Below are 11,418 nucleotides of genomic sequence, written 5' to 3'. Positions count from 1 at the left end.
CCCCTCTACACATACACTTTCTCGTACTATTTTATCAATTGTCATACCGATTTATCGACAAGAATTTGTTATTGAGAGATGTTTGGAAAGTATCTATAAACAAAATTTAAATGAAGAATCTTTCGAAGTAATTTGTATTGATGATCAATCTCCCGATAATGTCGTTAATATAGTGCAAGAATATAGTAAAACTAAGGGAAATTTAAGAATTGTATTTCATGAATTTAATAGAGGTATAGGTGCTGTTCGTAATACTGGAATTAAAGAATCGCGTGGGCTTTATTTGATGTATTTGGATGGTGATGATGAAATACTATCTGATAGTTTATTATTAATATATAATGTATTAAATAATTTTCAATATTCTCTTGATATATTGCATGGTGGATATACTACAAATGATTCGGGAGAAATTTATTATTATAAAAATAAAAGTGATGTTATGACAGGAACAGAGTATTTATGTTCGCAGAGTATTCCGAGTCAGTCTTGGCCATACATTTACCGTTTAGAATTTCTTCGTCAGAATGGCCTATTATTTCGAGAAGGAGTTGTTTTTGAAGATACTGATTTTGTTTGGAAAGCAACATTCTTCGCAAAAAAAATAAAATATATAAATATTGTGTTTTATAGATATTATATTAATCGGAATTCTGCATCTCATGGGAATTGGACAAAGAATAAGACAATAAGTGCAATGCAAATGTTTGATGAAATGAAAGATTTTGCATTATCTATTATGGTAGAAGATATGAAATCATGTGAAGCTATTCTCAATCGTGCGTTTTTTGGATATGGGGTTGAAATTAAAAGACATATATGGAATTATTCTTATAAATGCAGAGAGGATATATTTCGTCTATATAGGCCTTGTCCTCCTCAAAAAAATAAAACTTGTTTGTTAAATGAATTTCTTGTTTTTAAAAATTATGGTTTGGAGCAGAAATTGGCTTATATGGTATTTAGATTTCCTATTTTTTTCAATATATTTCTGACCATGATTCATCCTATATTGTCTATAGTTTTTAAAATTAAAAAAATAAGTAAATAATGAATAAAGTATTGATTGTTGGGGCTGGTTTGGCTGGGGCTACGGTTGCTCGAGTTTTGGCTGACAGTGGCGTTGGTTGTCATCTTATAGAGAGGCGCCATCATATTGCTGGTATGTGTTATGCGTCGCGAGATGAAGAGACGGGCATTATGATTCATCGTTTTGGTCCTCATATTTTTCATACAAGCGATGAAAAAATATGGGATTTTGTAAACCGCTTTGATGCATTTTATCCATGGATCAATCGTGTGAAAGCCATTAATAGGCATGGCGTTTTTTCGATGCCTATTAATCTTCATACTATTAATCAGTTGTTTGGTATGACTCTCTCTCCTGTAAAAGCTAGAGAATTCATTCAAAGTAAGCAAGATATTAGCATTCATGATCCTCAAAATGCAGAGGAACAGTTACTCCGATTTGTTGGTCGTGAAATTTATGAAGCTTTTTTCTTAGGTTATACGACGAAACAATGGGGGGTAGCTCCATGCGATCTTTCTGCGGAGATTATCAAGCGAATACCAATACGTTTTAATTATGATGATAATTATTATTTTTCGAAATATCAAGGGTTTCCTGTATCTGGATATACAAGGTTTGTTGAGCGTATGCTTCAACATGATTTAATCACAGTAGAAACAGGATGTTCTTTTGAAAAAGATATGCTAGACAAGTATGATCACTGTTTTTTCTCTGGCCCATTGGACGAATTTTTTGATTATTCGTTTGGTGAATTAGGATATCGTACTGTAACGTTTGAATTAGAACGTGGAATTGGTGATTTGCAGGGAAATGCGTGCATTAATTATACGGAATTAGAAATACCGTGGACGAGAATGCATGAACATAAGTATTTTACGCCATGGGAGAATTATGAGAAATCTCTTATAATGCGTGAATTTAGTAAGGAAGCTACTCGGTATGACGATCGATTTTATCCTAAGCGTATGCCGTTGGATATTATTTTATTAAATAAGTATGAATCATTGAAGAAAAATTATCCGAATGTGACATTTATTGGTAGATTGGGGCAATATTTATATATGGATATGGACGCTGTAATAAAAAATTCAATCTACCATGCGGAAAATTTGTTGAAATTATTATTTAATTATTGATTATTATGTTTTATTTTCTTAGTGTTGCTAATTTGAATATTTCAAAAGGGGCTATTATTTTATTAGATGCATGTCAGAGTTTAATGGAAAAAAATGTTTCTTTTTGTGTGCATTTTGTAGGGTCAGAAACGGCGGAAATTTCAAAGAAAGATTTTTTGAAAGAAATAATTAATAGGAGATTAGACGAATATGTTATTTACCATGGTATCAAATATGGTACTGAAAAAGATGTTATATTTAATGAAGCTAATGCATTCGTTCACCCAACCTTGAACGATTGTTTTCCCTTGGTTTTGTTGGAAGCGATGCAACATTCTCTCCCTATTATTTCCACACCAATCGGAGCCATTCCGGATATGGTTACAGATGGAGATAATGGCCTTCTCATTCCCGAGAATGATCCAGTTGCACTGGCTGATGCGATGAGAAAATTAATAGAGAACCCTCAATTAGCCCATGATATGGGAGAGCGAGGCTACGCTCGTTTTGTTCAGTACTATTCGGCCAGTGCATTTGAACGTAATTTATTGGAAATACTGAAAAACATCTAGTCCTAACCTCTCCATATGATTGCCCATTCTACCCCCCGCCTTTCCGGTCTGGATCTTATCCGTTCTTGCGCTATCCTGTTTGTGATAGCAGGGCATTTTTCCATGAATACGGGATTCCAGAACGCTATTTTTGAAGGCCCATCCATGTTCATTCAGGGAACCATGAAATTCTTCTTCGGCATGGGAGTTCCTCTTTTCCTTCTATTGACTGGGTACCTGAATTCCGGAAAAGAAGCCACTCTGCGATATTACAAGGGAGGAATTCGAGTCATAGCTTCTTATCTGCTCTTTTCCATCATCACCATTTTATTCCGAAAATATGGTTTGGGAGAAGGATACTCATGGACGGAATGGGGGCATCAAATACTTTCATTCTCTGCCATCCCGTACGGATGGTATATTGAAATGTGGATAGGTCTCTTTTTACTGGTCCCCTTTCTTAACATTCTTTACCGCCATATTCCTGACAAAAACTCATCTTGCTGGGCTCCTTATTTCTCATGACGGCCCTGCCCTATCTTATGAACCGTTACGGCATGCACTTGGTTCCCGGTTTCTGGGCAACTTGTTTTCCATTGTTTTTCTATGTTGCCGGTTCTTATATTCGGGAATACCAGCCTGCCATATCGAAAATATGGGGGGGAGTGGCTATTTTTGGAATTTGTCTGATTAACCCAGTTTTCAACACTATTTTTATTAAGAATCATACCATGATACAAATTACCGGAGATTCTGCCGGAGTTTTTGGAAGCATGATCGCCATCCTTTTCTTCCTGATTTGCTACAAATGGCATACAAACACAAATTGGTTGCGCGTAGGACTGGAGAGTATTTCCAAGGTTTCTCTCGATATGTATTTGTGCTGTTATGTGTTTGATGCTCTGTTATACCCCGTATTCAAGAGTAGGTATTACGAGAATCAATCCCAGTTTGGCATTTACTTCTTGGCTATTGTACCCCTTTTGTTTGTGGGCTCATATGTGACGGCCTGGATAAAAGAAAAAGTTTTTCGATTTTAAGGGCAGACACAGTCACTTAAGGATTTGGATTCCTGTCTGTGCTATCCCCTGGGCAGGTGGGGGATGGCGGTCAGGAGGTTTTGGGTGTAGGGATGGGTGGGGGAGGTGAAGATGGTGTCGGCGGGGCCGTATTCGACGATGGTGCCTTGGCGCATGACGGCGATGTTGTCGGAGATGTAGCGGACGACGGAGAGGTCGTGCGAGATGAAGATCATGGTGAGATTCAGATCGCGCGCGAGGTTGGTGAGGAGGTTGAGGATTTGCGACTGAATGGAGACGTCGAGGGCGGAGACGGGTTCGTCGGCGATGATGAGTTTGGGTTCGGGGGCAAGAGCCCGGGCGATGGCGATGCGTTGGCGTTGGCCGCCGGAGAATTCATGCGGGTATTTTTGCATGTAGCGGGGGTCGAGGCCGACTTTTTCCATGAGGGTTGTGACGGCGTCGCGAAGTTGGGCTGTACCGAGGGGACGGCGCTGGCGGATGGCTTCGGCAAGGGTGGAGTAGATGGTGTAGCGCGGGTTGAGGGAGGCGTAGGGATCCTGGAAGATCATCTGGAAGTCGAGCCGCCGCTTGCGGATAGTTTTGTTGGGCAGGACGGTGAGGTTTTCTCCCTGGAGGATGACGGCTCCGGCGGTGGGGCGCTGGAGCTGCATGATGGTGCGGGAGAGGGTGGATTTGCCACAGCCGGATTCTCCGACGAGACCGAGGATTTCCCCTTGTTCGACGGCGAGGCTGACTCCGTTGACGGCGCAGACGGGAGGGGCGGCTTTGCCGGTGAGGAAGTTTTTTTTGCCGGGGAAGTGGACGTGGATGTCTTGTACTTCGAGGAAGGACATGGTGGCAGGGACGAGAGGCAGGGAGGGAACGGAAGGAGGTTAGGCTTCCGGAGAGGGGATATCCGGGGCATCCGGGGCGGGTTCCCAACGGATGGAGAGGGTAGCGCGGGCGCAACCGTCGCTGCCGAGGATGGAGTGCCGGCTGGTGGGGGCCGGGTCGGAATCGTCGAGTTGCAGGAGGGAACGGAGGTCTTCGCCGGGGAGGGTTTCTTTGTTGAAGGCGATGAAGATTTCGGCGGGGCGTTTGCCGGCGATCCAGGAGTCGGGGATGGTGTCGAGCGCCCAGATGAGGTAGGCGGAGTTGTTGATGTGGCGGTTGAAGTCGACGAGGCTGCGTTCGGCATGGAAGTGCCGGGTGGGGATGGCGGTGTTGCCCGATGGGACGGGGCAGGGGGCGGCATCGGACGCGGAGTCCGGGGTGCCGTCGGTTGTTTTGTTGGTTCCGTGGGATTTGAGGGAGAGTCGTTTTTCGTCGATGGGGACGAGGGGGGAAGAAGAGCCTTGCGGGACTTCGGGGAAGTGGGAGATGTGTTTTTTTAACGCGACGGGACGACGGCGGCGGGCGTCGATGAGAACCCACTGGCAGGTGGCTTCGATGAGGGGGGAGCCGTCTGTGTCGCTGATGATGAATTCGCGGTAGGCGATGAGGGGGCTGGCAGGGTAGGTCCAAGTGGCGGCATCGAGGGTTTGCTTCCACTCGGGGAGCCGGTGGATGCGGATGGCGAGGCGGAATTCGACCCAGGCGAGTCTGTGCCGGCAGCAGAATTGGTAACCGAAACCTTGGGATGAGGCGTGATCTTCGGCGATGTCCTGGATCCACCGGAGGATGGCGGCGGGATGGAGGCGGCAGTCGGCTCCGCATTCGTCGGTGCGGACGCGCAGTTGCTGGGTGTATTTGTCCATGATGCGGGTGGGTGTCGGGGGCCGGCCTCGTCCCGGAGGGATCCGGGTGGGGGGGATGGGGCTTTGTGTTATGGCAGTCCCCAGGGGGTGCGGAGTTTCATGTATTCCCGTGAGGGGAGGAGGATGTAGACGGGGGTTTTGGCGGGATCGATCCAGCGGATGAGGGCCCGGAGGTTTTCTTCGGACATGGTGGTGCAACCGGCGGTGGGGATGGCTCCGTTACCGCGCCAGATATGAAAGAAGATGGAGGAGCCGGCGCCGGGGACGGGGCGTCCGGGCGTTTCGTCGGAGTTGTGGCGGATGAAGAGTTTGAGGCTGTGGTGGTAGTCGTTGAGCTTCATCTGCTGCTGGAGTTCCCAGGGGGTACTGGCCGGACGTTTGAGGATGATGTGCCGATTGTAATCCGGGGAGGCGGGGTCGTCTACCCAGAGGTCGGAGGGGGTGACGCGGCGATAGGTGAGGCTGCGGTGTTTGTCGGGGGTGCGCACGGTACCGTAGGCGTCGCCGAGGAGGAAGACTCCGGCGGGGGAGCGGAGGTCTCCTTCTTTTTTAGCGGTTTGCCCATGTCCGGGCATGGTGAGGCCGAGTCCCCAGACGGAGCCGTTTTTGCCAAGGCGGCCGGGGAATGGGCCTTTGACGAGGGTCCATTGGCCGTCGCGTTTTTCGAGGAGGCTGAGCTGGACATGGGAGTCGTTCCAGCCGTTGGTGGAGCCGACGATGGCTTGGCTGCAGTTGGCGGGCAGTGCGGAGGCTCGGGCGCTTCCGGTACCTAGTATCAGGGCGGTGCTGAGGAGGACAAGGGCGAACAGGCGTTTCATGGCCGGGATGGATGAGGACGGGGAGGGGAGAGACGGCGCGTTTTTCAGGCGAGGGGGCGGCGGAGTTCTTCGACGGCTTCCTGCATGTCGTCGACGGTGATGTCGTGGGAGACGAAGGCTTGGCCTGCCTGGGAGAGGAGGATGAATTTGATGGAGCCGTTGCGGAATTTTTTGTCCTTGGCGATTTTTTCCATGATGGTCTCGGTGTCGAGTCCCTTGGGGAGGACGGTGGGGAGGTCCATGGCCCGGATGACGTTCATGATGGAACGTACGTCCGCCGGAGGAAGGCCGGCTTTTTGAACGCTGAGGTACAGGGCGGCGCGCATGCCGAGGGCGACGGCTTCACCGTGGAAGATTTCACCGTAGGGAAGGGAGGCTTCGATACCGTGGCCGATGGTGTGTCCGAAGTTGAGGAGGGCGCGTACGTCCCGGGTTTCCCGTTCGTCTTCTTCGACGATGCGGGCTTTGATGGCGACGTTGCGCGCGATGAGGTCGGGCAGGCGTTCGATGGTATTCAGAGAGAAGCCGATGGAGATTTCCGGGCCTATTTCGCGGAGTTCCGGGAGCATGGAGGCGTCCCGGATGGCGGCGTGCTTGATGACTTCGGCCATGCCTTCCGCGAGGGCGCGGGTGTCCATGGTGACGAGGGTGGTGGGGTCGATGACAACGACGGCGGGCTGGTGGAATGTGCCGATGAGGTTTTTACCTTCGGGGATGTTGACGGCTGTTTTGCCTCCGGTGGAGCTATCGGACTGGGCGACAATGGTCGTGGGGATCTGGATGAAGGGGATGCCGCGGTAGTAGATGGATGCGACGAAGCCGGCAAGGTCTCCGATGACGCCTCCGCCAAGGGCTGCGATGGAACTGCTGCGGTCATGCCCGGCGCGGACGAGTTCCGAACAGAGTTTCCGGACACATTCCAGGCTCTTGGAAGACTCCCCGGCGGGAACGGTGTGCTGGCTGACGATGAAGCCGGTGCTTTCCAGGGAGGTCTTGACGCGATCGGCGTAGTACCCGGAGACGCGGGTTTCGGTGATGATGGCGATTTTGCCGGAGAGGCCGGCACGGAAAGCGAATTCCCCGACCCGGTCCAGGTTGCCGTTGTCGATGTGGATGTTGTAGGAGCGTTCTCCCAGGGATAGAGAAACTGTGGGCATGGCTTTCTTGTAACGCGAAGGTGTTACAAGGGCAAGCATGCTCCTTGTCTTTTACGAGGGGGGCCGCGAAAGGAATCTGCGGGTGGGTGGGGGATCAGGTCGCCCAGGCTGTTATTCGTCCCGGTCCGTCAGGTCACGGGCTTCCAGAATGGCTTGCCAGCGCTTGGCTACCCAGGGGCGGATGAGTCCGTAGAGGAGGTAGATGCAGAAGAGGATGGCCGGCATGACCCAGGGGAAGCAGAACAGGGCGATCCCGGCAAAGGCAAGGACGGCGATGGCCGTCATCGTGCCTTTGGTGGTGAAGTTGATGTGCTTGAAGCTGGGGTACATGACGCGGCTCATCATGAGGATGGAGATGCCGACCATGATGATGGCGAGGAGGTATTTCCAGAATCCGAGGTCGATTTCCGTGCGGTACAGGTGGATGATGAGATACATCGTGGAGACGATGGCTCCGGCGGCCATGGGTACGGGCAATCCGATGAAGTCGGACGTTTGTCCTTCCTTTTTGGGGGAGGCGGCCATGCAGTTGAACCGTGCGAGGCGCAGCCCGGCGCAGAGGAGGTAGAGGGCGGCAATGCCCCAGCCGATCCAGGGTTGCGGGATGCTGAAGAGGACGGCTTTGGAGAGGAGCAGGGCGGGTGCGATACCGAAGGAGACGATGTCGGCGAGGGAGTCGAATTCCCGGCCGAAGGGGCCTTCCTGACCGCTCATGCGGGCTACGCGCCCGTCGAGGAGGTCGAAGATGCAGGAGGCAAAGATGAAGTAGGTGGCCTGCTGGTAGGATTCGTAGGCGGCCTGGAACTGGTAGGTGGAGTTCTGGGTGCCGGCGATCATCCCCTGGAGGATGGTCATGATGGCGAAGAATCCGCAGAGGAGGTTGCCCGCGGTGAAAAGATTCGGCAGGAGGGGAATCTTGGGCTCGTCCGGTACGATGGGCTTTTGCATGGCTTCAGAAGGTTTTTGATAGGCGGGAAGGGGTGCTTTCCCCGGGAGGGAAGAGTTTGCCCCTCCCGCAGAGGAGGTGGTGCTGTTAGAGAACCATGGCCTTGGCGGCGGCATCGGCAAGGGTTTGACGGGCTGTCCTGTCCGGAGCCGATCCGCGAGCCTGGTCTGCTCGTCCTCCTCCTTTGCCGCCGGCCATGGCAGCCAGGGCTTGGAGGAGTTTGCCGGCCTGGAGGCCTTTCTCTTGTGCTATCGTGCCGCAATAGGAGCCCAATAGCAAGGTGGAATCATCATCAATGATGATGAAGGCGGCGCCGGGATATTGTCTTTTTTTGAGGCCGTTGAGAAGTTCCTGAAGCATTTCTCCCGACCCGGTTTCGGATATGACGATCGTGTCCGTGTGGGAGGAGAGGAGTTCGTTGAGGAGTTTGTCTGCATGGCCGGCGGCGGCGGCGGCGTGGGCTTTCTTGACTTTTTTCTCAGCGTCGAGGGCGATTTCCTTCATGTGTTCGACAGCCTGGGCGAACTGGTCGAGGCGGAGGTTGATTTCGTCGATGTCGCGGGAAGCCAAGGCCTTCATGGCGGGTCTGTCGTCGAGCTTGGGTAGTGCAAACTGTTCGAGGCCCATGTCGGCAAGCTTGCCGTTGGCTTCTATGGTTTTTTCGTAGAAGGTGTAGAATTCCCGTGCTTTGGCGGCGACGTGTTCCTTGATGGCGGCGACGGCGGCATCTCCTGTCATGGCTTCGATGCGCCGTACTCCGGAGGCGATGGCACCTTCGCTCTTGATTTTGAAGAGGCCGATGTTTTTGGTGTTGTCGATGTGGGTTCCGCCGCAGAATTCCATGCTGATGCCGTTGAGTGCGTCTTCTTCCCCGCCGACTTGAATGACGCGGACAACGTCGCCGTATTTGTCGCCGAAGAACTGGGTAATGGCCTTGTTGTTCTTGACGTCGGAGTAGGCGTGTTCCGTACCATGGACGGTGAGTCCGGAGGAGATCCAGCCGTTGACGCGGGCTTCGATGGCCTTGATTTGGTCGTGTGTGAGCGCGGCGCTGTTGAAGTCGAAGCGAAGGCGTTCTTCCGAGACGAAGGACCCCTGCTGGGCTGCATCCGTGCTGACGATTTCATGCAGAGCCTTGTGCAGAAGGTGCGTGGCCGTATGATTGGCCTCGATTTTCCGGCGGCGTTCCGTATCGAGAATGAGGCGTACTTGGTCTCCTTCCTTCAGGTCAAGATCCGGTGTTTTGTCGATGACGTGGGCGCGGGCCTGTCCGATTTGCTGGACGGCGAGGACGGGGTGGCTGTCGCCTCCGATGACGATGAGGCCGGTATCGGAAACCTGGCCCCCCATTTCAGCGTAGAACGGGCTTTTGTCGGTGATGACGAAGAGGGTGTTGTCCTGCGGGACGATCCGGGTGACGGTGGCTGTGCATTCGTCGCAGCCATAGCCGATGAAGTCGGTGACGGCATCCGTTTTGAGATCGAGAGCCCGGACGATTTCGTTTTTGCGTGCGGCGCGAGCACGTTCGCGCTGTTCTTGCATGAGCTGGTCGAAGCGGGCGCTGTCGAGGGCCAGGCCTCGTTCTTCGGCGATGAGAGCCGTGAGGTCGATCGGGAAACCGAAGGTGTCGTAAAGCTTGAAGGCGAAGTCTCCGCTGATTTTGCCGGACGTGGCGGCTTCGGCTTCGAAGAGTTCCAATCCGCGGTCCAGCGTTTCGTTGAAGCTGGTTTCTTCGCGCAGGAGGACATCTTTAATCGTGTCGCGACGGGTATTGAGTTCCGGGAATGTGGTCCCGAAAGATTCCACGAGTGTGTCTACGAGCTCAGCCAGGAAGGGGCGGGTGAATCCGAGTGTTCGTCCATACCGGACGGCGCGGCGGAGGATGCGGCGGAGGACGTAGTTGCGGCCGTTGTTGCCGGGAAGGATGCCGTCGGCAATGGAGAAACTGAGGGTGCGGATGTGGTCGGCGATGACTCGGAAGGCGATAGCTTCCTTGAGCGTATCGTCCATTTGCTGACCTTTGCCGGCGCCGGAGGGGTAAACGTCTGTGTAGGTTTTGCCGGAAAGGCGTTCGATCGCGTCGAACAGGGGACGGAATACGTCTGTGGCGTAATTGGAGATACGGCGGGAAAAATCTTTAAAGCCGTCCGTGCACTGGATAATGGAACAGGCGCGTTCGAAGCCCATGCCGGTGTCGATGTGGCGGGCGGGGAGGTCGCGGAAGGTACCGTCGCTTTCAGCGTTGTACTGGATGAAGACGAGGTTCCAGATTTCGATGCACTTGTCGGAGTCACCGTTGACGAGCTTGCCCATCGTGTCTCCCTGTGGGGTGAGATCGACATGCAGTTCGGAGCAGGGACCGCAGGGACCGGTTTCCCCCATCATCCAGAAGTTGTCTTTGACATTGCCGTTGACGATGTGCACATCCGGGTCGAGACCGCGGGCGCGGAAGAGTTCCGCCCAGACATCCCAGGCCTCCTGGTCGAATTCTCCGGGATCGTTTTTACTTTTGTCCGGGCAATATACGGTGGCATAGAGGCGTTCTGCGGGGAAGCCCCAGCGTTCTACGACGAGTTCCCAACTCCAGTGGATGGCTTCTTTTTTGAAGTAGTCGCCGAAGGACCAGTTGCCGAGCATTTCAAAGAAGGTGTGGTGGTACGTGTCATAGCCGACATCTTCCAAGTCGTTGTGTTTTCCTCCGGCACGGATGCATTTCTGGGTATCCGTCGCACGGGCGGGATTCCACGGAGGAGTCCATACGCCGAGGAAGTAGGGGACGAACTGGTTCATTCCCGCGTTGGTGAACAGCAAACCGGGACTCTGCGGCATCAGGGAGGCAGAAGGGACGATCGTGTGTTGTTTTTCCTGGAAGAAATTGAGGAAGCTTTGACGTATTTCGGCTGCGGTCATCATGGCGGGGTGAAAATTGGCTGCGCGATTATGCCTGTATCGTGATGATAGTAAATCGCAAATTCTGTGTATACCTTGCCGTTGGGGGAGAAAGGTTGCGTCGCAGCCGTTC

The 11,418-nt window shown here is 52.3% G+C and carries 11 protein-coding genes; 5 read left to right on the top strand and 6 right to left on the bottom strand.

All coding sequences use genetic code 11. From position 1 onward, the window contains the following. The 5 genes from QET40_RS12515 to QET40_RS12500 form a co-directional block, all read left to right on the top strand. A partial coding sequence (locus QET40_RS12515) for a glycosyltransferase (protein WP_280127511.1) occupies positions 1–1,051 on the top strand: 1,051 nt, incomplete at its 5' end. Beyond that, entirely contained in the window at positions 1,051–2,166 is a 1,116-nt protein-coding gene (locus QET40_RS12510) for a UDP-galactopyranose mutase (protein WP_280127510.1), read from the top strand. The genes QET40_RS12515 and QET40_RS12510, both read left to right, overlap by 1 nt. Positions 2,167–2,171: 5 nt before the next feature. Next, positions 2,172–2,717, top strand: a complete 546-nt coding sequence (locus QET40_RS12505; RefSeq protein ID WP_280127509.1) for a glycosyltransferase family 4 protein — start codon at positions 2,172–2,174, stop codon at positions 2,715–2,717. Between the two features lie 15 nt (positions 2,718–2,732). Beyond that, positions 2,733–3,221, top strand: a complete 489-nt coding sequence (locus QET40_RS12570; RefSeq protein ID WP_345783077.1) for an acyltransferase family protein — start codon at positions 2,733–2,735, stop codon at positions 3,219–3,221. After that, positions 3,218–3,736 (top strand): hypothetical protein, encoded by a 519-nt coding sequence (locus tag QET40_RS12500; protein WP_280127508.1) that lies wholly within the window; start codon positions 3,218–3,220, stop codon positions 3,734–3,736. Before QET40_RS12570 ends, QET40_RS12500 begins: the two co-directional genes overlap by 4 nt. A gap of 41 nt (positions 3,737–3,777) precedes the next feature. Here QET40_RS12500 and QET40_RS12495 read toward each other — a convergent pair whose 3' ends face one another. From QET40_RS12495 to alaS, 6 genes are all read right to left on the bottom strand, one after another. Then, positions 3,778–4,572 (bottom strand): ATP-binding cassette domain-containing protein, encoded by a 795-nt coding sequence (locus tag QET40_RS12495; RefSeq protein WP_280127507.1) that lies wholly within the window; start codon positions 4,570–4,572, stop codon positions 3,778–3,780. 39 nt (positions 4,573–4,611) lie between these two features. Next, the gene (locus QET40_RS12490) at positions 4,612–5,475 is read right to left on the bottom strand and encodes an acyl-ACP thioesterase domain-containing protein (protein WP_280127506.1); all 864 of its coding nucleotides are present in this window, start codon (positions 5,473–5,475) and stop codon (positions 4,612–4,614) included. A gap of 68 nt (positions 5,476–5,543) precedes the next feature. Beyond that, on the bottom strand, positions 5,544–6,293 hold the full coding sequence (locus QET40_RS12485) for a L,D-transpeptidase family protein (protein ID WP_280127505.1): 750 nt from the start codon (positions 6,291–6,293) through the stop codon (positions 5,544–5,546). Between the two features lie 44 nt (positions 6,294–6,337). Beyond that, complete coding sequence (gene aroB, locus QET40_RS12480; RefSeq protein WP_280127504.1) at positions 6,338–7,489, bottom strand: 3-dehydroquinate synthase; 1,152 nt, start codon at positions 7,487–7,489, stop codon at positions 6,338–6,340. A 72-nt stretch (positions 7,490–7,561) separates the two neighbouring features. Continuing rightward, complete coding sequence (gene pssA / locus QET40_RS12475; RefSeq protein ID WP_280127503.1) at positions 7,562–8,398, bottom strand: CDP-diacylglycerol--serine O-phosphatidyltransferase; 837 nt, start codon at positions 8,396–8,398, stop codon at positions 7,562–7,564. Between the two features lie 85 nt (positions 8,399–8,483). After that, positions 8,484–11,309, bottom strand: a complete 2,826-nt coding sequence (gene alaS / locus QET40_RS12470) for an alanine--tRNA ligase (RefSeq protein ID WP_280127502.1) — start codon at positions 11,307–11,309, stop codon at positions 8,484–8,486. Between the last annotated feature and the right edge of the window lie 109 nt (positions 11,310–11,418).

Origin of the sequence: Akkermansia sp. N21169 (genome assembly GCF_029854675.1) — a bacterium.
Taxonomy (GTDB): Bacteria; Verrucomicrobiota; Verrucomicrobiia; order Verrucomicrobiales; family Akkermansiaceae; genus Akkermansia.
This window is presented reverse-complemented; position numbering and strand designations above follow the sequence as displayed.

What these genes read in the sequence shown, in the direction of transcription:
- QET40_RS12510 (WP_280127510.1), top strand. Translation starts at nt 1,051, where the DNA reads ATGAATAAAGTATTGATTGTTGGGGCTGGTTTGGCTGGGGCTACGGTT.
- QET40_RS12505 (WP_280127509.1), top strand. Translation starts at nt 2,172, where the DNA reads ATGTTTTATTTTCTTAGTGTTGCTAATTTGAATATTTCAAAAGGGGCT.
- QET40_RS12570 (WP_345783077.1), top strand. Translation starts at nt 2,733, where the DNA reads ATGATTGCCCATTCTACCCCCCGCCTTTCCGGTCTGGATCTTATCCGT.
- QET40_RS12500 (WP_280127508.1), top strand. Translation starts at nt 3,218, where the DNA reads ATGACGGCCCTGCCCTATCTTATGAACCGTTACGGCATGCACTTGGTT.
- QET40_RS12495 (WP_280127507.1), bottom strand. Translation starts at nt 4,572, where the DNA reads ATGTCCTTCCTCGAAGTACAAGACATCCACGTCCACTTCCCCGGCAAA.
- QET40_RS12490 (WP_280127506.1), bottom strand. Translation starts at nt 5,475, where the DNA reads ATGGACAAATACACCCAGCAACTGCGCGTCCGCACCGACGAATGCGGA.
- QET40_RS12485 (WP_280127505.1), bottom strand. Translation starts at nt 6,293, where the DNA reads ATGAAACGCCTGTTCGCCCTTGTCCTCCTCAGCACCGCCCTGATACTA.
- aroB (WP_280127504.1), bottom strand. Translation starts at nt 7,489, where the DNA reads ATGCTTGCCCTTGTAACACCTTCGCGTTACAAGAAAGCCATGCCCACA.
- pssA (WP_280127503.1), bottom strand. Translation starts at nt 8,398, where the DNA reads ATGCAAAAGCCCATCGTACCGGACGAGCCCAAGATTCCCCTCCTGCCG.
- alaS (WP_280127502.1), bottom strand. Translation starts at nt 11,309, where the DNA reads ATGATGACCGCAGCCGAAATACGTCAAAGCTTCCTCAATTTCTTCCAG.